Source organism: Pantoea sp. X-Soil-YNGN-775, assembly GCF_059730575.1.
In genome coordinates this window covers 3,109,346-3,129,327 of record NZ_AP035945.1, presented here as the reverse complement: position 1 = coordinate 3,129,327, position 19,982 = coordinate 3,109,346, and the positions used below count along the sequence as shown (strand labels likewise).

Below are 19,982 nucleotides of genomic sequence, written 5' to 3'. Positions count from 1 at the left end.
ATCAATCTGATGCGAGCTTTAAATACATCCTATCTAATTTTTAATAGAATATTATCTGCAATAAAAAATACATACATTTTAAATAATTTCTATATGAAACTTAATGAGTTCTAAGGCTTGTGTCTAATGATAAAAGATGATGAAGGGTAGAGTTCTGGGTTAAGGTAAAGAAAAACATACGGTTAGTAATGTCTATCAAAAAAACCGTAGAAATAGCTAGTAATTACAACTGTATGTATATACAGTTGTTAGCGTGGTTAACATAGTTATATTCAATGCTGTAAATGTGAGCGCTCTGGTTTACTCACTATAGAACAAGGGGTTATAATCTGAAAAAGTAATCTCTATGGACTAGGAATGTTTACTGACCCGAACAGCGACCCGAAAGTATGGGAGCAATATTTTAAGAGCATTATCCGTTTACACTATAAGCCAGCTAATTGCTGCGATTTGCCTGATTCGCAAAATGGTGATTTCGGCATTGAATGTTACACTCTATCAGGCCATGTTTTCCAATGCTACTTGCCCGAGCAATCAAGCGATGTTGAAAAACTAGTTAAAGCACAGCGTAGAAAAATAAGTACTGACATTTTAAAGTTCACAACTAAGTATAAAGCTGATCTTGAATTGTTGTTTGGTGAAACTAAAGTTAGTAGATGGATTTTGGCTACACCTTATAGTAAATCTGCAAAACTTACGCAATATTGTACTCAGAAATCCTTAAAAGTAAGAGGACTGAAATTACCGTATGTTACAGATGACTTCCAGATTTTGGTGCAAACAGATAGTGACTATATAACTGAGAGGGCACTTCTTCGAAGAACGAACTATCAGTTAAATTTAGATCTTAGTAACTCTACTATTGATCATGCAGTATCATTTATTAATGAGCATGTTGATTTTTTGAATAAGTTAAATTTGAAACTTCCAAAAATTGATCTTTCAGAATCAGTACAGGAAACTTACAGACGTTTTCTAATACAAAAATATCTTGATTATCAGAACCTTATCGATGAATTAAAGCAGAATTGGGTTGATATTTATGAAGTTGTATACAAATGCATTCAACAAAGAGAAACGAACTTGGTTGGACTTTCTATGCTTACATCTTCAAGTGCGCAACCTGGCGATAAGATGATGAAACAAATGGAAGTTCTCAAAGAAAATATCGAAAAGGAAATACCCACGCTCAAAGAATCAGATTTAGAAAAAATAAATTGGGGTGTAATATCGGATTGGTTAATTAGGTGTCCGTTAGATTTTTAACATGGTGAAAAATGAATATTAAAATAGAAGATATCATCGGACGACCTTTCACATTTACGCGGAGGCCGGAACATCTCCCATGTGAAATGAGACCTATGTGGCGATCTAGCCTTGTTTTAATAATATTCTTACTTGTTGCTGCAAGAACTGGTTCATGCACATTGAAAAAAATTCATGTTGTCAATTGGTTGTTAAAGTCAGAAAAAAACACCACTGATTTTGCATTTTGGGTTTTGAATAAAGATAGTGCTAAGCCTGAAGTCAGAATGGATCCGACTTTGGATAGGGCCATTGAGCTTTTACTGGCCGATGGTTTTCTCACTCGCGAAAATGACAAGATGAAGTTGACAGACAAAGGCGATATTTGTGCGACCAATTTACTTGCATTAGACGTCTTTAAAAAGGAATGTATTTCCTTAAGAAAACATAAAAAAGGTTTGACAGAGACTAATATAACCAAAATATTTCAGGCGGGATGATATGTCTTTTGAAATAATTTCTCTTAAAATAACAGTTAATACTATAGATGGACTATATGGCATTGATATCCCTTTCTCAACCGGCCTGTTTCTTTTACGCGTTGAAAACTCACATGGTAAATCAACGTGCATGAATGCCATTGCTTATGCACTTGGAATGGAAAAGGCTTTAGGCTTAGGTGGTGCTAAAATACCCTTCCCCCCATCCTTAACTAGAGCACTGACTAATAAGGATGGTAAAGAAGTCAGTGTGGTTAAATCATATGTTGAATTAACAATAAAAAATAATAAAAACACTGTTGCGAAACTAAAGAGAAATATAGCAGGTTTTGAAAATGACAATCTTATAACTATTGATGAGGTTAGTTCTGGGGGCGATCAAACTAATGGCTCATATTTTTTACATCTTGAAGGCGATACTAAAAGAGAAAGGGGCTTTTACTTTTGGTTTTCTAAATTCCTTGGTTGGGAACTTCCACAAGTTCCGAATCATAATGGTAAAGATACCCCCTTATATCCGTCGGTTCTTTTTCCTGCATGGTTCGTTGAGCAGAAAAAAGGTTGGTCATCTATCCTTGCTACAATACCAACTCAATTTGGCATAAAGGAATCAAAGAAAAGGGCTTTAGAGTTCTTACTTTCTTTAGATGTCAATGATAATGTATTAGAGCGAAGCACCATCAAAAATGAAATAGATACTATAGGCTTTCAATGGAAGCTTATAAGGCATAATGCGGAGATTGTTGCAGCTAAAGTTTCTGCAATTGTTTCAGGAATCCCTGAGCAACCCGAAGTAAAGTTCGATACTTATAAAATGGATCTGATTTTAAAGGAAAAAGATTCCATTATTGCAGCGATTGATTATCGGGTTAAACTCGAAGCCCAGCTAAAAACTCTTAATAGTGAGTATGTTCGCCCTGTGGATGATGAAGAACTTCAGAAAGAGGTTGTCGGTATTATTAGTTCTAAACTGGATGAAATTAATTCATTAGAGCTCGATTTGCAAAAAATAAGCGATCATAAGAGCTACATAGCGCATCAAATCACCTCTACAACAGGCAGGCTAAATAATCTTTTGGATGATAAAAGGAAATATGAAGATCTTAAAAAAATAGCTTCCTCAACTGTTTTTGATAATACTCATTTGAACAGTAATGAGTGCCCGACTTGCGGGGCTCCTTACAGTGATAACTTGCTAGATCTTTCACCGCAAGATAATCTCATGACTTATGAAAGTAGTTTAAATTTCATTAAAGATCAGATTAAAGCTTTTGAATTTGTTTTGGAAGATAGCAAAAACCAACTTAAATTTAAAACATCAGAACAGATAAAAACACAAGAGACAATCGCCGCCATAAAAGTCGATATAAATAGACTAAAGAAAAGAGATGACTCATCACTTGCCTTGCAAGAAGATATTTTGAGAAGAAAAATAAATTTAGAAAATTCAATTGATAATATAACCAATGCCTATGCGGCACTGGCTGAAATAAAACTTGAATTAAATGCTTTGCATGCAAAATACGTCAAGCTTATTTCTAAAAGAAAAGCACTGCCGCAGAGCGTACTCTCAGCTAAAGATGTTGAAAAATTGAATCTACTAAAGTCCGGAATGGTAAATAGACTTAATAAGTATAATTTCACCAGCTTTGCTGCAAGTCTTATTAGCATCTCAGAAGATACATACCTCCCTACTAGGGAGGGCTATGACATTGGCTTTGACACTTCGGCTAGCGACGGAATAAGAATTATCTGGGGGTATTTGTTAAGCTTGTTCTCTGTTAGTAGAGCATATTCTACAAATCATCCTGGGGTGGTTATTTTTGATGAGCCACGCCAGCAAGAAGCAAATAAGGTGAGTTTTGCAGAGTTATTAAGAGATGCGGCGAGATCGGCTTCAAGTAGTGGACAAATAATTTTTGCGACATCAGAGGAAGAGAGTGTGCTTGTTGATGCATTAAAAGGCCATAACTACAAGATAGTATCTTTCGATAAAAATGACGGCAAGCTGATTCGTAAACTGGATGCATAAATAAGCTACATTTCTTTGCATGTAATCCGAAATGACTGATCTATTATGCTCTGCCAGCTCTGAGGCTGGTTAGAGCACATAATGCCACTGCATTAAAACCCAGCTCTGAGGCTGGTTAGAGCACATAATGCCACTGAATTAAAACCCATCTCTGAAGTGGGCAGGCGTGATGGGGTGCTAATTATTATTTATTCGTGTCTGAGTGCCTCGCTGTGAGGTTGTTTAGTATTGCTTTTTGCGCAGTGATGTCGGCGTGTGGCGTTGCTGAAGGGCTTCTGATGCGGGATAGTTAAAAGCCCTCTTATAGCGGCTGCGCGGTTTTGGTTGAACATGCGTAGAATGATTTCTGTACAAAATGTCCGCTTCTCGCTCTTAGCGAACCTTGGCTGACATTAATAATTGCATCAAATATAAAAAAAACCGGCCTAAGCCGGTTTGCGTGTAATGATGTTATCAGACACTACATGTGGGCAACCAATCCGCTTCGCTGTCTTCATGTAGTGTGAGATTAGTTTGTATACCGTTATGCGTTCTGCGCTTGAGCAGTACCCGCTCATACTCTTTCAGTGTCTGCGGCACAGCCTGGCCAAAAGCCGTCAGACTGAGCGGGTGCTGATGCCCCCGCGATTCCATAAACGACAGATACGCATGATAGAGATAGCGCTTCGGGTTTATTGGCCGAATATTCGCGTTACCAATAAACAGCCCGTTTGGCGTGCTCAGCGGCATCAGGTATCCACAGAAATCAACCAGCGGATCGGCCTGTCGTTTGATATCAAGCGCCTCGCCAGACGTCTGCTGCGCCTGTAGCAACTCGCGCGCTTCGTTTGGTGATGAGAAGCGCTGCATCAGGTGACGAACAATCACCGCCAGCTCGGTGCTGATTTTGTCCAGCAACTGAGGATCACGCTCTTTTGCCGGTATCACCTCCGGGAACGTCAGGATAACCCGGCGGCGCGAAACGCCGCCGCTGCGGTCGCTGAAGCGCATCGGGTTGTTGTTCACCGCCAGAATGACCGCCGGGATGTGCGTTGAATAGGCGTCGCGATATTTCGGATCGATGGCTACCGCATCGCCGCCGGTAATCGCCTTGATGCCCGCGCCGTCGCCGCTCCATTTCTCCTGGTCAGGCAGGATAATCAGAGAGAAGCCCACCACGCTGGCGCGCTCGCGGGAGGATTCCAGCGTGTCGATGGTGGCTGACGTGGTGTTGTCTTTTCCGGCCAGCAGAGTGGCAATCGAGGCCATGACGCTTTTACCGCTGCCGCCGGGGCCGGTCACCTCAAGAAACATCTGCCAGTCATAGCGGTTTGCCAGCACCATAAATAACGCCGCGAGAATGCGCTCCTGCTTGTCGTGATTATGCCCGGCGGCCCGCATTAACCAGCGCCAGAAAGCCGGGGCGTGGTCTGCGAGATTTTCACCAGGACGTGGCGCGGTGTAGTCCACGCTGTTGACGGTGCGCAGCCAGTGCTCACGGCGGTGAGGGCTGAAGGTGCCTGTTGTGGTGTCATACACGCCGTTACGGAAGCCAATCAGGCGGCGGGACGTTTCACCCATCTGCGGCACCATCAGCTTGAGCGTATCCAGCACGCTGCCGATACCGGCGGCCGAGAACGGTGCGCGCACCTTCTGAAATAGCGCAGCGATTTCCCGGCGCAGCGTCTTCGCCTCCATCACCTGCCATGCGCCGTTCTCATAGCGGCAGATTTCCTCCCCGACCGGCGGCACGGCCAGCGCCTCCCCGTAATGGGCGACCAGCAGCTCGGCCTTCTGGCTGGCGCTCATGGCCTTCAGGTCGGCCTCGCTGACGGATTCAAACGGGCTGAGTGGCTGCGGCTGCGTAAAGGCGGTGAGCTGCGCCAGCGTGGCGATATCGCCCTGCGCCTGCCACACGTCGTTCCAGTCACCTGTAACCGGCGGCAGTGCGGCTCTCCCGCCGCAGGCTTTCGCCGCTTCCTCTGCCTTTAACTGGCCGGTTCCGTTGTCGTCACGGTCGGCGGCAATCAGCATCATCGCATCAGGGTGTGACTCACGCAGCCGCTTTGCCAGTGAGGGCAGGTTATTGGCGCTCAGCGCCACGTATACCGCCTGGCCGGTCAGCCGGTACACGGTCAGGCCGGTTGCGTATCCTTCAGTGAGCCACAGCGTTTTGCCATCCGGCTCGCCTGCCAGCCAGTATGTGCCTTTCACCTGTCCGCCGGGCAGGGTGCGCTTGTCGCCTGCGGCGCTGATGAGCTGCACGTTTACGGCCGTACCGTTTTCGCCGGTCAGCGGGATGAGCACATCCCCGGTGGCAAAGCTGATGCCACCACAGCGCAGCGCATCAGCAAGTGTGAGCGCCTGTATACCGTGCAGCCCTTTTGATGAAAGGTAGGCGTTGTCCGTGCGGCTGACGGCGGCGGTGATAAGCGCCTGCGCCCGTGCGGCTGCGTCTGCCTGCGCGCGGTTTTTGTTTGCGGCTTCATCATGCATAACCGGGGCTGACTCCGGCAGCGTGCCGAGCATTCCGGCCACCTTCATGGCGGCCTCTTTAGCGCTGAGACTGAGCGCCTTTTCCACCAGGTTAAGGCCGTCACCGGCCCCGCACTGGTTACAGAGCCACGTTCCGCGCCCGTTCTGATTGTCAAAACGAAAGCGGTCTTTGCCGCCGCACGCCGGGCAGGCTCCGTGCCGCCCTCCGTCGAGCACGCTGATACCGAGGGCAGGCAGAAGCTGCGGCCAGAATCCGGTGGCCGCCTTTACGGTGTCAGAGACGATATGTTTCATCTGCATGTTCTCCCTTAGTGCAGCGTGATGCGGCTTGCGGCCGCAAGCTGGCTGCGGAAAAGTTCATCCATCATGGTGACGCCGAGCTGCGTCAGGCGCGGCGGTGCGGTCAGCAGGTCCGGTTCAACCATATCGCCCAGCATGGTGCAGGCCATTTCCATGCCTGCATCAGGGCCGTGACGGCGCACATAGAAGCCTTCCAGCTCAAGGGCGATGGTCATCTGAAGCTCATCGAGCGTCGCTGACACGGTGATGCCGAGGTTTTTGCAGGCATTCAGGTAGCCCTGCGCCAGCGCGCGGCGGTAAACGGCGGTGCGTACCTCAACAGGCAGGCAGGAGTGATTAACGGTCATCATGGCGGGCCTCCGTGGCTAACATGCGGGATTCACAGGTTTCAACAACTTTACTGAGCTGGTCGGTGAGCAGGGCGACGACCGAGGCAAGCGCCGCGCCGTCCGGCACGCAGCCGCGCGCGCTCATGCCGTTCACCGAGTCGAACATATCCAGCACGGTCACGCCGACCGTGTGCGCGTGCAGCAGGCGCAGATAGTCAGCGTGGGGAATAGGGTAGGTGTCATGGTTATTCAGGTGTTGAGAAAGGGTATTCATGCCGCCACCGCCTTAACCGGCAGACGACCGGCAAAGGACAGGACGTAATCACGGGCGAGGCTGGCGCGGGCGCTGCGCTCATCGCCAGCCATGGTGCGCAGCATGCAGGGACGGGCGGCGGCATCAGTGCGGCGCACGGCGGCAAAAATAAAGGTGAATTCGGGGTGAGAGGCAGTAAGGGCCGTTGTCATGAGGACAATCTCCATTGAGTAGCGGTTAACGCCACCACCGGAGCTGCAAATCTCATGGGTGGTGGCCCGAACGGGGTTTGCAGTACCGGCCTCAATGGATACCGGCCAGCCCGAAGGCTGCCCCGCCCGGGCCACCATTATTTGACAGCGACTGCGGTCTAAGAACCACAGCCTGAAAAATGGGTAAGCCAGAGCAATGACACAAAAAAACACGCATGGCGCGTGCTGTGTCGCCATTGAGTTACACGGGCTGCAAATCCCGGCTGCCGATTTTGCGGCAGCACGAAAACTGTATAACGGCCGCTCGCCAGAGAAAAGCCTTTTTATAAACATCGGGGCGATTTCCTCAGCAACCGGTCAGGACGTGATCGGATTGCGGCGGATTTGATCGGAATTCCCCGTTCTCTTTCTTCACTTGCTGCCTGGCAGGCTTCGCTTTTTTACCCATAACGGAAATGTGACCGTGCATTCCGCTGGTTAAGGCCGGTGCGGTTACTGGGCTGCCGCTGACGACTGACGTCGGGCTTTCCGCGAAAAAAGCGGCTTCTTCGCGGGTTAGCGGACAGGTTTTCGTGCCAAAATTCAGCGAAATCACTCCGCACTTCCGGCACGCTGTGCGATGCGGGCCTGCATCCAGCTGTCAATCTCTGACGCCAGCCAGGCGACGTTTTTACCGCCAAGCGAAATCTGCGAGGGGAACTGCTCCCGGCTGATTAAGTCGTAAATGGTCGAACGTGACAGACCGCAGGTGCTGATGACTTCCGGCAGGCGCATAAAGCGGTCGCGCGGGTAAACGGCATCGCGGATTACGGGAATGGCAGGGGCTGGTACGGATGGAACTGCGTGCATGGTGTTACCTCATTATGAGTCCGGCCGGTGCTGTCCGGTTCCGGTGGTGTCTTCAGGTAACCCCCTATTCTGGTTATATTTCTGGTGAAGTAAACAACCCCCTGATTGCTGAAAAATGAGCAAAAAGCATTTCTCTTACCTCCTGTTTGCCTTTGTTTGCCAACGTTTGCCAGTGTTTGCCTTTTAAGAGCTTTCAGCGATTAAAAAGCTTTTATTAATAGAATTAAAATCTGAAAAAGGCTCGCCAGAAAAAAGCTCTTATCTGAGACTGTGTGCATACCTGTGAATACTCAGTGAAGACTTAGTTTTAAAGTATTCACTGCCTTAATGACTGTATTTACTATCTTTTTTATCTCAGTGAATACCAGTGAACAGTTATATAAGAAATATCATCAGTTAGGGGGCTATCCCGTACCGGTTATGCCTTTGTTTGTTCATCAGCAGGCGGAAAGCAATGAAATGCGCTGTCCTGTGGTACACGACAGAATGGCCTCATCCTTTACAGACGATGAGAGACAACCATGACCATGCCTGAACAGAAACCTGCATCACTGGAACGCTTCGAGAAAGCCCGCGCTCAACATACCGAAAGGATGAAAGCCTATAACGGCATCTGCGCCGATATCGCCCGCTGTGAAAAAGAACAGCAGGCAGCCATCGAGGCAGGGAAAGAAGCCGAGAGCAACTGGCGCACGAGCTTTCGCAACCTGCGAGGCAATCTCACCGACGAGCTGCGCGCCGAACATTCTCAGCGCATCGCCAGCCGGGAACTGGCCGAGGAGTTTGGCGGGCTGCTCAAAGAGCTGGCGCTGGATAAGCAGGAGGCGATGCTGAAATGCTGCGGCAGTGGGAAAGAGTACGTTGAATCACACCGCGAGTCGTTTACGGGGTTTGCGGATTCGCATTGGCAGTCAGCCCTGCGTAACGTGAGTCCATCGCTGTTATGGGCCATTAAGCTGCGTATCCACTGTGAAGAACTTTCCCCGACGTTTGCCGGTGAAGACCGCGACCGGATTAAGGACGTAGCTTATCTGGTTGGTGAAGCGCTTACTCAGGCGGCTGCGGCCCTGCCGGACAGCGTGCTGAAAGAGGCACCGCTACTGGAGAATATCGGCCTGCACCGCCCGGCCCTGACGGGTATTGATATGGATCTATATACACGTCCTCTGCGCCGCCAGAAGCTGGCTGAATCAATCCGGGCACAGCGTGCCAAACTTCAGGGGGGCAGCCAGAAATGATGCACTGCCCATACTGCAAAAGCGCGGCACATACCAAATCGAGCCGCTATATGTCAGAGCAGGTAAAAGAGCGTTATCACCAGTGCACTAACCTCGACTGCTCCTGTACTTTCAAGACGAATGAGAGCATCACAAAGGTCATCACCGCACCGCCACAGCCGGAGAAAGTACCAGAGGCACCACCGGAATCGGTCAGGGAACGTCAGACGCTGGGCCGTTATGGCTCTTCATTCCGCCAGGTTCATTAATCCCGCACAGCCGCTGCCCGACCAGCGGCTTTTTTGTGCCTATGCTTTGTCTTTCTGATGCCTTTTTCTGGCCAGCCGCCTTGTTGAGAGCAATGCATGCATAGCGTGCATGGATCTGCATGCAAAAACATGCATGGCCTTGCCTCGTTCAGGCTATGCCGGGCGCGGCCAGGCCCGTAGCATGCACCTGCATGAAAAGTGATGCATAAAGCGGGCAGGCGTGGCGGGGATAGCATTGCGCGCTGGCCTCTTTCTGCAATTACTGGATGCAAATAGCTTCCTTCCATGTTGAGCTAATTTTTATAGGTGAAAGTACCCCACCAACTCATCATCTCTTTACGCTGTTCGAGATAGGTAGAACGGTTGTACGCTCGCCTAACTTCGTTTTTATCAGTATGTGCAAGCGCTGACTCGATGACATCAGGATTAAAGCTGGCTTCGTTGAGTGCTGTACTCGCTATGGAACGCAAACCATGAGCAACCAACTTGCCGCCATAGCCTATGCGCTTTAATGCAGCATTCGCAGTTTGGCTATTCATTGGTTGTTTAGGATCGTTACGGCTTGGAAAAACATATTGTCGGTTAGCGCTTATAGGCCGCATAACCTCGAGAATTTCCAAAGCTTGTTTTGATAAAGGAACGATATGTTCGCGCTTGGCCTTCATGCGTTCTGCAGGAATAACCCAAAGTTTCAAATCAAGGTCGATTTCTGCCCATTCTGTTCCAGAGGCTTCTGACGGTCGTACAAGGGTAAGAAGCTGCCACTCGATTAAACAACGGGTGGCGACTGAGAGATTGGACATCACCAATGAACGCATCAGCTTGGGCAGTTCTTCCGGCCGCAATGTTGGCATGTTTTGTTTTTTTGGCTTTTCGAAAGCCATCCCAACACCAGAAGCAGGATTCGCATCAATCAACCCTGTGTTGACTGCATAAATCATGATCTCATTAATGCGCTGCACCAACCTGCGAACTGTCTCAAGTGCCCCGCGAGCTTTAATCGGCTCCAGTGCTTCAACGATCGTTCTGGCCTTGAGCGCCTGAACAGGAATTTCACCGATAGAAGGGAAGATGTCCTTCTCCAGCGATCGCCAAATATCCTTAGCATAATCCTCGGTAACGCTTTTGCTCTTAAGCAGGAACCACCTACCGGCAACAACTGAAAAAATACTGTCCAGTTCGATTTGTCGTTGCTCTGACACTTCCTCTTGCTGTTTCTGCGGATCGAGCCCTTGCGCAAGCAGCGACAGATATTGGTCACGCATCTGGCGTGCGACAGCGAGTGTTAGAGCAGGGTAGGAGCCAAGACTAAGATTTGTACGGCTGCTACTTCTAGGACGTTGATAGCGGAAACGCCACAGCTTTTTACCGGATGTTTTGACGAGCAGGAAAAGTCCGTCACCATCATGCAGCGTGAAGTCTTTCTCTTGAGGCTTAGCTTTGAGGATTTCGTTATTGGTGAGGGGGCGTGTCATCCGCGCCATGACTGGTTTCCGTCCATAATTGGTACACGATTTTGGCCCACATACTAGCGTGTACCTAAACGTGTACCAATTATCTCTGGATTCAGGCGGATCGCCCAGGAAGATTACAGACACAAAAAAGCCCGCAGGGCTTGTGCCGTGCGGGCTTCTAGGACTTCATCGGATGACTCTGGTAATCACCGATGGAGAATTTTGGTGGAGCTGGCGGGAGTTGAACCCGCGTCCGAAATTACTACACCGTCGGCACTACATGCTTAGTCAGTTTTTACATTCGCCGGTTAGCTGCGAACAGACACGCCACTAACAGACTAGCCTGATTGGATTTAACGCTTCAACCCCAGGCAAGGCATCCACGCGATCTCTTTTGGGTTTGACTTCTCTTGATCCCCGTCTTAAGAGCGGAAGCTAGGGAGAGAAGGCTCTAAGCAGGTTATTAAGCTGCTAGTGCGTAGTTTTCGTCGTTTGCGACTATTTTTTTGCGGCTTTTTACGAGGCAAACCGCCCCTCGGCATGCTCCTAAGGCTTCACAATCCCGTCGAATCCAGAATCAGCCCCAGAACTTCAAATACTAGCAAAAAAGCAGGTCAGAATCCAGCGCTTAACGCTTTGAATTCTTCATGATACGTGCTTTATCCAGTTGCCATTCGCGGTCTTTGATATCGTCACGTTTATCATGCTCTTTCTTACCGCGTGCAACACCAATCTTCAGCTTACACCAGGCGTTCTTCCAGTAGAGCGAGAGCGCTACGATGGTATAACCTTCGCGATTGACGCGGCCATACAGTGAATCCAGCTCACGTTGCTTCAGCAGCAGCTTGCGGCTACGCGTGGGATCGCACACCACATGGGTGGAGGCAACGGCTAAGGGTTGAAAGGTTGAACCAAACAGGAACGCTTCGCCATCGCGCAGCAGAATATAGCTGTCGCTGATGTTGGCTTTGCCGGCACGAAGTGATTTAACTTCCCATCCTTGCAACGATAATCCCGCTTCATACTCCTCTTCGATGAAGTATTCGTGGCGGGCGCGTTTGTTCATGGCAACAGTGGCAGAACCGGGTTTGTGTGATTTTTTCTTTGTCATAGTGCGGCGTATTTTACATCACTTAGTCGGTTATCGCATCCCCAGTCCAGCGGGGCAGCAGGAAACGGGATATTCTAGCACACCCTTACTCGGGGGCATTTTTGTTTAATCGCTGAAAATGCTATTATTCAGCGGTTTCGTGATGAACAGGAACCATTATGGCTCAGATTAGTCGTTCGGCGCTGGTCCCGTTTAGTGCCGGGCAGATGTACAAACTTGTAAATGATGTGGATGCTTACCCGCAATTTCTGCCGGGTTGCACCGGAAGCCGCGTGCTGGATGCGTCAGAGAATCAAATGACCGCGTCCGTGGATGTGTCGAAAGCAGGCATCAGCAAAACATTTACCACCCGCAATACCCTGACGGATAACCAGAGCATTCATATGCAGCTGGTTGACGGGCCGTTCCGTAAGCTGACCGGCGGCTGGAAATTCATCTCGCTGGGCGATGACGCCTGCAAGGTTGAGTTAAGCCTGGAGTTTGAATTCACCAACATGCTGGTAGAGATGGCCTTTGGTCGGATCTTCAAAGAGCTGGCCAACAGTATGGTGCAGGCCTTCACCCAGCGTGCCAAAGAGGTTTACAGTGCCTGATATTTCGGTTGAGGTGGTCTACGCGCTGCCTGAAAAGCAATACCAGCTCTACGTCAAAGTGGAGCAGGGCAGCACGGTAGAGCAGGCGATACAGCAATCCGGAATTCTGGAACTGCGCCGTGAAATTGACCTCAGCAGTAATAAAGTGGGTATCTACAGCCGGGCAGTGAAGCTCAGTGATGTGGTGGACGAAGGCGATCGGATTGAAATCTATCGACCGTTGATCGCCGATCCTAAAGAGCTGCGTCGTCAACGTGCAGAGCGTTCAGCATCCGCTAAAAAGTAAACAGCAGGCAGCAATAACCTGTTGATTGGCAGCATAAAAAAAGGCGCTCAGTGCGCCTTTTTTGCTGTCTGTCGTTTAGTTAGTCGCTTTTTTGCGCCAGATTCGGCTTGTTGTCGATATTGGTCAGCACGCCGTTACCATCAAAGTTGAGCGTCAGCGTCTGCTGCTGAACGCGCTCATGGCCTGGTTCCTGACGGAAAACGTAATACCAGACGTTGCTGCCGAACGGATCTTTCATCATTGGCGTACCGAGCGTGTAAGCCACCTGCTGCTGGGTCATACCGGTGTGAATCTTGGCCACATCATTGGCAACCAGATAGTTACCCTGGTTGATATCAGGACGATATACCACGCGCTCTAAGGTGGAACATCCGGCGGTCATCATCAACATTACCACTGCCGCGGCAGTCAGCGTTTTACAGCGCATCTATACATTCCTTTTCCGGGGCCAAACGCCTTTTACAGGCTGTTTTTTTGCCAACAAAATCTGAACTCTGCCTGCGGCAGGCTTTATTACTTTGGCGACATAAGTGCCGATGATAATAAACCTTTTCGCTATTGGAAACCTCTACAGAGCATGCATATGACCACGGCAGGTTAAAAAAGTGCGCCATCAGGCGGCTAAAAGTTCTTTGGCGTTAGCCAGGGTGTTGCGTGTGACCTCGCTACCGCCCAGCAGTCGCGCCAGTTCCTGCAGCCGCGCGCGCTTGTCCAGCGGCTGCATATGGGTTTCGGTCATTGCGCCATCGGTTTCTTTGCTGACAAAGAAGTGCTGATGGCCACAGCCTGCTACCTGCGGCAGGTGAGTCACACACATCACCTGGGTTGATTCGCCCAGCTGGCGCAGCAGTTTGCCTACTACGGCGGCGGTCGGACCGCTGATCCCGACATCGACTTCATCGAAAATCATCGCTGGCGTTTCCATTTTCTTCGCGGTGATGACCTGAATCGCCAGCGCAATACGGGACAACTCACCGCCGGAGGCGACTTTGCCGAGCGGCTGCAGCGGCTGGCCTGGGTTAGTCGTCACCTGAAAGTCGATGCGGCTGGCACCTTCCGCAGTCAGCTGATCCGGGTTAAAGGTCAGGGCAATCTTAAACTGGCCGTGCGGCATTGAGAGCAGATGCATGCTCTGGGTAATCAGCTGCTGCAGCTCCTCGGCGTACTGAGTGCGTTGCTGATGAAGCTGCTCTGCGCTTAACAGGGCTGCCTGATAGTGCTCGCCAACCAGTGACTGCAGGCTCTCCTGATCGCTTTCATGCTGTGACAGCAGCTCCGCTTCCGCCAGCAACTGCTGATGCAGTTCAGGCAGATTTTCCGGCGTAACATGATGCTTACGCGCCAGAGCGATCTGGCGTGAAATACGCAGCTCCAGTTCATACAGGCGATTTGGATCGAGATCGAGGCTGTCGCAGTAATGACGCAGCTCGTCGCTGGCTTCACTCAGCTGAATCGCCGCTTCTTCCAGCAGGTTATAAACCCCGTTCAGTTTCTCATCCAGCGAGGTCAGCTCAGACAGCATCTCACGCGCGCTGTAGAGCAGGCTGCAAAGATTGTTATCGTCGCTATCCGCGAGCAGTTGCAGCGCCTGCTGACTGGTCGACAGCAGCTGTCCGCTGTTTGCCAGCCGCTTGTACTCTTCGTCAATCTGCTCATATTCACCAGCCTGCGGTGCAAACTCGTTCAGCTCTTTCAGCTGATATTGCAGCAGTTCGCGACGCGCTTCACGCTCCTGAGCCTGCTGCTGATGCAGCGCCAGGGTGCGGCAGCTCTGATGCCAGGTCTGATAATGAGTACGCATGCGCTGCAGCAGATCGTCATGACCGGCGTAGGCATCCAGCAGATGTTTCTGGTGCTCAGGTTTGAGCAGCAACTGGTGCGCGTGCTGGCCGTGAATCTGAATCAGTAACTGGCCGAGGTCGCGCAGCTGCGACAGCGGAACCGCCGTGCCGTTGATGAACCCGCGTGAGCGTCCGTCCGCGCTAATCACCCGACGCAGCAGACACTCATTGCCATCATCCAGATGGTTATCCACCAGCCAGCGCTGAGCAGAAGGGGAGGACTTAAGCTGGAAGCGGGCGCAAAGATCGGCCCGGCTGGCGCCCTGACGCACCATGTCGGCATCTGCGCGACCGCCGAGGCATAATCCCAGGGCATCAATCGCGATAGATTTACCGGCACCGGTCTCACCCGTGATTGCTGTCATACCGCGTTGGAAATCAATGTCGAGCTCACGAACGATAGCGAAATTACTGATGGTCAGTTGGGCCAGCATAGGTTCACCTGTATGAATAAACACATATGGTTTTTCATACAGTATAAACTGGAATTTTATCCAGTAAAGAGGCGGCACGGCTTTTCAGAACAATTTTTTTGACCAGCCCAGTTTCGAACTCAGCGTATTGAAATAGCTGTAATTTTTAGGGTGAATCAGATTCAGGTGACTGGCACTGCGCCGAATCAGCACATCCTCGCCTTCCTGGATCGGCAGCGCAATCTGGCTGTCGCAGCTGATCTCCAGGTCGCTCCGGCGCGAAGAAAAGCGCAACCGGATGGTACTGCTGCTGTTAATCACCAGCGGACGGGCCGACAGCGTGTGCGGGAACATCGGCACCAGCACAATTGCTTCCAGCGAAGGGGTGAGTATCGGGCCGCCGGCCGAAAGCGAGTAGGCGGTGGAACCGGTTGGTGTGGAGATAATCAGGCCATCTGAGCGCTGGGAAAAGGCAAACACTTCATCGATATAGACTTCAAATTCGATCATGTGCGCCACTTTTCCGGGATGCAGCACCACTTCATTGATCGCCGAGCCAATGCGTGGCGAACAGTCTGATTTACACACCTGGGCTTCCAGCAAAAAGCGGCTCTCAACGAAGTAGTTGCCCTGCAATACTTCATCCAGCTGCTGCTGCGCATTATCCGGGTCGAGATCGGTCAGAAAGCCGAGGTTGCCGCGGTTAATGCCAATCACCTTGATGTCATAGCGCGCCAGCACCCGGGCCGCGCCCAGCATATTGCCGTCACCGCCGACCACCACCGCCAGATCTGCCTGTTGACCAATCTCAGCCAGCGTCCCGGTCTGAACGTCATGTAGCGCCAGCTCCTGCGCGATTTGCTTCTCCACGATCACTTGATAACCTTTGGCGGTCAGCCAGCGCCAGAGCATCTCATGCGTGGTTAACGCGGTGGGATGGCGTGGATGACCCACAATACCAATGCAGTTAAAGTGTTTGTTCATCGAGTGGGTGTTCCTTATAAGCCAAAACGGCAAGGCAATGTGATAGGTTCCCTTGAAACCGTCAAACCGATCCCCATAATAAGCCAACCAGCGAAATGAATGTGCAAAACGCGGAGAAATTCATGAGTAGTAAAGAACAGAACACCCCAAACGAGCAAGTCTCAGACGAAATTCAGCAGGATCAGCAACAACCTCAGGAAGCGGAGACAGCGGCTGAGGTGGATCCGCGTGATGAGCGTATTGCTCAGCTCGAAGCTGAATTAGCGCAGTCGCAAACCGGCGTGCGTGATGCACAACTGCGTGCGCAGGCTGAAATTGAGAACATTCGTCGCCGTGCCGAAATGGACGTTGAGAAGGCGCATAAATTCGCCCTGGAGAAATTTGCCAACGAATTGCTGCCGGTGATCGACAGTCTTGAGCGTGCGCTGGAAGTGGCGAACAAAGAGGACGCGCAGCTGGCTCCGATGATCGAAGGGATTGAACTGACCCTGAAAGGTCTGCTCGGCGCAGTGCGCAAATTCGGCGTAGAAGTGGTTGGCGAAACTGGCGTGCCATTCAATCCCGAAGTGCATCAGGCGATGTCGATGATGGAGTCTGAAGAGTTTGAACCAAACCAGGTGATGCTGGTGATGCAACGTGGCTACACGCTGAATGGTCGCTTACTGCGTCCGGCGATGGTAGCGGTTGCCAAAGCGAAAGGCTGATTTCACGCCTGAATCCGTTCCACGGCCGCGCAGTGTCGCGGCCGTGTGCCTTGCTGCTTATTCAGGCAGTACCGGCGTCCAGTCAATCGGTTCCTGACCGGCTTCACGCAGTATGGCGTTAGTTTTCGAGAAATGCTGACAGCCAAAAAAGCCCCGATGCGCCGAAAGCGGCGAAGGGTGCGGTGCCTGCAATACGTGATGACGCTGACGGTCAATAATGCTGCCTTTCTTCTGCGCGTGAGATCCCCACAGCAGGAACACCACCCCTTCACGATGCTGATTAATCGCGGCAATTACATTATCGGTAAAGGTTTCCCAGCCAAAGCGCGCATGGGAATGGGCCTTGCCCGCTTCCACTGTTAGCACCGTATTCAGCAACATCACGCCCTGTTTGGCCCAGCTTTCGAGAAAACCATGGTCCGGCTTCTGAAAGCCCGGAATGTCCTGCAACAGCTCTTTGTAGATGTTTTGCAGCGATGGCGGTACCTGCACACCGGGCAGCACCGAAAAGGCCAGTCCGTGCGCCTGATTAGGGCCGTGGTACGGGTCCTGACCCAGAATCACCACTTTGACGTCGCCTAACTCAGTCAGGCGAAAGGCATTGAACACATCCTTTTGCGGTGGGTAAACCGTCACGCCTGCAGCACGCTCATCCGCCACTAATTTCAGCGTCTCGGTAAAATAGGGTTTCTGTTTCTCTTCAGCCAGCACGTCGTGCCAGGTCAGCTTTTCAGCCATAATCCACTCCCTTAACGTTTGTGCCGTAAGCTTAGCCGTTCCTGCATCTGAGCTGAAGGGCAAAAATATTTTTAATAATGCAAAAAAAGTTAATGTCAGCAGCGTTTTTAGATCAGTCAGTTAGCGAAAATGAGCGATGCGCGGCGGATGAAAATTGACCCAGGTCAAAGCTGACGATACGGGAGAGTGCTATACCGGAGCCTCAAATTTGATTCATTCACGCATTGCCCTGGAGGCGCTGACATGATTACTGGTATCCAGATCACTCAAACTAATAAACCCCAACTGCTGAACTCTTTCTGGCTGTTAGACGAAGAGAAAGCTCAGGCTCGCTGCCTGTGTGCCAAAGGCGGCTATGAAGAAGATCAGGTGGTTGCGCTTAGCGAACTGGGTGAATTCACCTACCGTGAAGTGCCGGTAGAAATTAAACCGCAGGTGCGGGTCGAAGGCGGTCAGCATCTGAACGTCAACGTTCTGCGTCGTGAAACACTGGAAGATGCCGTTAAGCATCCTGAAAATTATCCGCAGCTGACCATTCGCGTTTCCGGTTATGCGGTGCGTTTTAACTCACTGACGCCAGAGCAGCAGCGCGACGTGATTGCCCGTACTTTTACTGAAAGTCTCTGAGTGACATCAGTTAACCGGCGCTGAAAATTAACGCAAAGCGCACACAGCAATTTTTATCAGAATATTAATAAGATAGCAGCCAGACCGGCTGCAGGTGCGGCAGCGGTTATCACCGAATAGCCGTCAGGCAGTGAAAATGGCATCAACTGCCTGTTACCGATGATTAAATCAAAAAAATCGCCTCATCAGAGGCGATTTTTTTATGCATGCGATGATTTATTCCGCATTCTCATTAGTCGGTGTACTGCCGCTCGGCTTGCGGCGTTTACCGATATTTTTGGCATCGCGGTGACGTTTTTTCACCCGCGGTTTTTCAGCTTCGCTGGATTTCTTCTCAGCGCGCTTCGCCAGCGTCTTTTTCGACGGTTTTCCGGTGGTTTTGGCGTGCGGCGCGCGCGTCTCAGGACGCAACTCATCCACCACGCGGGCTTTCAGCGGTTCATTAACGTAACGGCTGATTTTACCCAGCAGCACGTAATCATGCGCTTCGACCAGCGAAATCGCGATCCCTTTGCGTCCCGCACGGCCGGTTCGGCCAATACGGTGCAGATAGGTATCGGCGGTGCGCGGCATATCAAAGTTAAAGACGTGGCTAACGTCTTCAACATCAATACCCCGTGCCGCGATGTCGGTGGCGACCAGCACATTCACCCGGCCCTCACTCAGACGCTTAATCGCTTCATTACGCTTGGCCTGCACCATCTCGCCTTCCAGATAGCTGCTACGAATCCCCGCTTCGTGCAGCCAGCTGACCAGCTCATGCAGACGCTCACGTTTACGCACAAACACGATGCAGCGCGTCACTTCCGGCTGTTTCAGCAGGTGAACCAGTAATTTGGTTTTATGCGCCAGGTCGTCAGCGCGGTAGTACCACTGCTGGATCTTTTTACGTTCACGGCGGCTGGGATCGGCTTCCAGTTCAACCGGATCGTTCAGCAGACGCTCGGCGAAGTCTTTGATGTTTTCGCCTTCCAGCGTGGCGGAAAACAGCAGCGTTTGCTTGCGCCAGCGGGTTTCTGCCGCGATGGTTTCGATATCCTGGGCGAAACCCATGTCCAGCATGCGGTCCGCTTCATCGAGCACCAGCGTTTCAACCGCGCGGCAGTCAAAGTTCTCTTCTTTGATGTATTGCAGCAGACGACCGGTGGTCGCTACCACAATGTCCTGGTTTTCGCTGAACACTTCAGCGTGGTTCATATAGGCCACGCCGCCGGTGATGGTGGCGATATCCAGATGGGTATGTTTCGCCAGTTCACGCGCCTGGTCGGCGACCTGCATCGCCAGTTCGCGGGTTGGTGTGACGATCAGAATGCGGGGCGGGCCAGATTTCTTACGGGGGAAATCAAGCAGGTGCTGCAGCGCCGGTAATAGATAGGCGGCAGTTTTCCCGGTCCCGGTAGGTGCCGAACCCAGAACGTCGCGGCCCTCAAGCGCGGGCGGAATTGCAGCAGCCTGAATCACTGTTGGGCGCGTAAAGCCTTTTTCCTGCAGCGCTTGCAACAGGCTTTCGTCGAGTTCGAGTTCGGAAAATGTGGTTACTGTCATGGTCT

22 protein-coding genes and 1 other RNA gene are annotated in these 19,982 nt (G+C 50.9%); 9 read left to right on the top strand and 14 right to left on the bottom strand.

Going from position 1 to position 19,982, the window contains the following annotated elements; all coding sequences use genetic code 11:
• Nucleotides 1-357 precede the first annotated feature (357 nt).
• From AC6I8I_RS14535 to AC6I8I_RS14525, 3 genes are all read left to right on the top strand, one after another.
• A complete protein-coding gene (locus AC6I8I_RS14535) occupies nt 358-1,266 on the top strand; it encodes a hypothetical protein (RefSeq protein WP_129063576.1) in 909 nt (302 codons plus the stop codon).
• A 95-nt stretch (nt 1,267-1,361) separates the two neighbouring features.
• Nucleotides 1,362-1,745, top strand: coding sequence for a serine/threonine protein kinase (locus tag AC6I8I_RS14530; protein ID WP_497828004.1), 384 nt, complete (start codon nt 1,362-1,364; stop codon nt 1,743-1,745).
• Between the two features lies 1 nt (nt 1,746).
• Nucleotides 1,747-3,777, top strand: a complete 2,031-nt coding sequence (locus AC6I8I_RS14525; RefSeq protein WP_497828003.1) for a hypothetical protein — start codon at nt 1,747-1,749, stop codon at nt 3,775-3,777.
• A gap of 453 nt (nt 3,778-4,230) precedes the next feature.
• Here the strand turns inward: AC6I8I_RS14525 and AC6I8I_RS14520 are convergent, their stop codons facing one another.
• The 6 genes from AC6I8I_RS14520 to AC6I8I_RS14495 are packed head-to-tail and all read right to left on the bottom strand — an operon-like array spanning nt 4,231 to nt 8,195.
• Nucleotides 4,231-6,546: a primase-helicase zinc-binding domain-containing protein gene (locus AC6I8I_RS14520; protein WP_497828667.1), complete on the bottom strand. Its 2,316-nt coding sequence runs from the start codon at nt 6,544-6,546 to the stop codon at nt 4,231-4,233.
• Nucleotides 6,547-6,560: 14 nt separating this feature from the next.
• Entirely contained in the window at nt 6,561-6,902 is a 342-nt protein-coding gene (locus tag AC6I8I_RS14515; protein ID WP_285720155.1) for a DUF5375 family protein, read from the bottom strand.
• The gene (locus AC6I8I_RS14510; protein ID WP_497828002.1) at nt 6,889-7,155 is read right to left on the bottom strand and encodes a hypothetical protein; all 267 of its coding nucleotides are present in this window, start codon (nt 7,153-7,155) and stop codon (nt 6,889-6,891) included. Before AC6I8I_RS14510 ends, AC6I8I_RS14515 begins: the two co-directional genes overlap by 14 nt.
• Nucleotides 7,152-7,679 (bottom strand): host cell division inhibitor Icd-like protein, encoded by a 528-nt coding sequence (locus AC6I8I_RS14505; protein ID WP_497828001.1) that lies wholly within the window; start codon nt 7,677-7,679, stop codon nt 7,152-7,154. The genes AC6I8I_RS14510 and AC6I8I_RS14505 overlap by 4 nt, the downstream gene beginning before the upstream one ends.
• Before the next feature lie 13 nt (nt 7,680-7,692).
• Complete coding sequence (locus AC6I8I_RS14500) at nt 7,693-7,941, bottom strand: hypothetical protein (RefSeq protein WP_497828000.1); 249 nt, start codon at nt 7,939-7,941, stop codon at nt 7,693-7,695.
• Complete coding sequence (locus AC6I8I_RS14495; RefSeq protein WP_497827999.1) at nt 7,938-8,195, bottom strand: helix-turn-helix transcriptional regulator; 258 nt, start codon at nt 8,193-8,195, stop codon at nt 7,938-7,940. The genes AC6I8I_RS14500 and AC6I8I_RS14495 overlap by 4 nt, the downstream gene beginning before the upstream one ends.
• A 521-nt stretch (nt 8,196-8,716) precedes the next feature.
• Between AC6I8I_RS14495 and sid the strand changes: the two genes are divergently transcribed.
• Both sid and AC6I8I_RS14485 read left to right on the top strand, forming a co-directional pair.
• Nucleotides 8,717-9,433 (top strand): capsid size-determining scaffold Sid, encoded by a 717-nt coding sequence (gene sid / locus AC6I8I_RS14490; RefSeq protein ID WP_497827998.1) that lies wholly within the window; start codon nt 8,717-8,719, stop codon nt 9,431-9,433.
• The gene (locus AC6I8I_RS14485; RefSeq protein ID WP_497827997.1) at nt 9,430-9,681 is read left to right on the top strand and encodes an ogr/Delta-like zinc finger family protein; all 252 of its coding nucleotides are present in this window, start codon (nt 9,430-9,432) and stop codon (nt 9,679-9,681) included. The genes sid and AC6I8I_RS14485 overlap by 4 nt, the downstream gene beginning before the upstream one ends.
• A gap of 293 nt (nt 9,682-9,974) precedes the next feature.
• Here the strand turns inward: AC6I8I_RS14485 and AC6I8I_RS14480 are convergent, their stop codons facing one another.
• The 3 genes from AC6I8I_RS14480 to smpB form a co-directional block, all read right to left on the bottom strand.
• Entirely contained in the window at nt 9,975-11,165 is a 1,191-nt protein-coding gene (locus AC6I8I_RS14480; RefSeq protein WP_497827996.1) for an integrase domain-containing protein, read from the bottom strand.
• 193 nt (nt 11,166-11,358) lie between these two features.
• Nucleotides 11,359-11,720, bottom strand: a transfer-messenger RNA (tmRNA) gene (ssrA, locus tag AC6I8I_RS14475).
• A gap of 43 nt (nt 11,721-11,763) precedes the next feature.
• Nucleotides 11,764-12,246, bottom strand: coding sequence for an SsrA-binding protein SmpB (smpB, locus tag AC6I8I_RS14470; protein ID WP_046288168.1), 483 nt, complete (start codon nt 12,244-12,246; stop codon nt 11,764-11,766).
• Nucleotides 12,247-12,404: 158 nt separating this feature from the next.
• Between smpB and AC6I8I_RS14465 the strand changes: the two genes are divergently transcribed.
• Together AC6I8I_RS14465 and AC6I8I_RS14460 are read left to right on the top strand one after the other, a co-directional pair.
• Nucleotides 12,405-12,839 (top strand): type II toxin-antitoxin system RatA family toxin, encoded by a 435-nt coding sequence (locus tag AC6I8I_RS14465; protein ID WP_031376296.1) that lies wholly within the window; start codon nt 12,405-12,407, stop codon nt 12,837-12,839.
• Entirely contained in the window at nt 12,832-13,125 is a 294-nt protein-coding gene (locus AC6I8I_RS14460) for an RnfH family protein (protein ID WP_312055162.1), read from the top strand. The genes AC6I8I_RS14465 and AC6I8I_RS14460 overlap by 8 nt, the downstream gene beginning before the upstream one ends.
• Nucleotides 13,126-13,204: 79 nt before the next feature.
• Here the strand turns inward: AC6I8I_RS14460 and bamE are convergent, their stop codons facing one another.
• The 3 genes from bamE to nadK all read right to left on the bottom strand — a co-directional run bounded on the left by bamE (nt 13,205) and on the right by nadK (nt 16,363).
• Nucleotides 13,205-13,552 (bottom strand): outer membrane protein assembly factor BamE, encoded by a 348-nt coding sequence (bamE, locus tag AC6I8I_RS14455; RefSeq protein WP_031376294.1) that lies wholly within the window; start codon nt 13,550-13,552, stop codon nt 13,205-13,207.
• A 186-nt stretch (nt 13,553-13,738) separates the two neighbouring features.
• Nucleotides 13,739-15,400 (bottom strand): DNA repair protein RecN, encoded by a 1,662-nt coding sequence (gene recN, locus AC6I8I_RS14450; protein WP_233987349.1) that lies wholly within the window; start codon nt 15,398-15,400, stop codon nt 13,739-13,741.
• 84 nt (nt 15,401-15,484) lie between these two features.
• Nucleotides 15,485-16,363: an NAD(+) kinase gene (nadK, locus tag AC6I8I_RS14445; RefSeq protein ID WP_031376292.1), complete on the bottom strand. Its 879-nt coding sequence runs from the start codon at nt 16,361-16,363 to the stop codon at nt 15,485-15,487.
• Between the two features lie 122 nt (nt 16,364-16,485).
• On the opposite strand from nadK, the gene grpE reads away from it, so the two are divergent.
• Nucleotides 16,486-17,067, top strand: coding sequence for a nucleotide exchange factor GrpE (gene grpE / locus AC6I8I_RS14440; protein ID WP_031376291.1), 582 nt, complete (start codon nt 16,486-16,488; stop codon nt 17,065-17,067).
• Between the two features lie 57 nt (nt 17,068-17,124).
• On the opposite strand, the gene ung is transcribed toward grpE, so the two are convergent.
• On the bottom strand, nt 17,125-17,805 hold the full coding sequence (gene ung / locus AC6I8I_RS14435; protein WP_312759046.1) for a uracil-DNA glycosylase: 681 nt from the start codon (nt 17,803-17,805) through the stop codon (nt 17,125-17,127).
• A gap of 243 nt (nt 17,806-18,048) precedes the next feature.
• Between ung and grcA the strand changes: the two genes are divergently transcribed.
• Complete coding sequence (gene grcA, locus AC6I8I_RS14430; protein ID WP_312055155.1) at nt 18,049-18,432, top strand: autonomous glycyl radical cofactor GrcA; 384 nt, start codon at nt 18,049-18,051, stop codon at nt 18,430-18,432.
• A gap of 216 nt (nt 18,433-18,648) precedes the next feature.
• On the opposite strand, the gene srmB is transcribed toward grcA, so the two are convergent.
• Complete coding sequence (gene srmB / locus AC6I8I_RS14425; RefSeq protein ID WP_312055153.1) at nt 18,649-19,977, bottom strand: ATP-dependent RNA helicase SrmB; 1,329 nt, start codon at nt 19,975-19,977, stop codon at nt 18,649-18,651.
• Between the last annotated feature and the right edge of the window lie 5 nt (nt 19,978-19,982).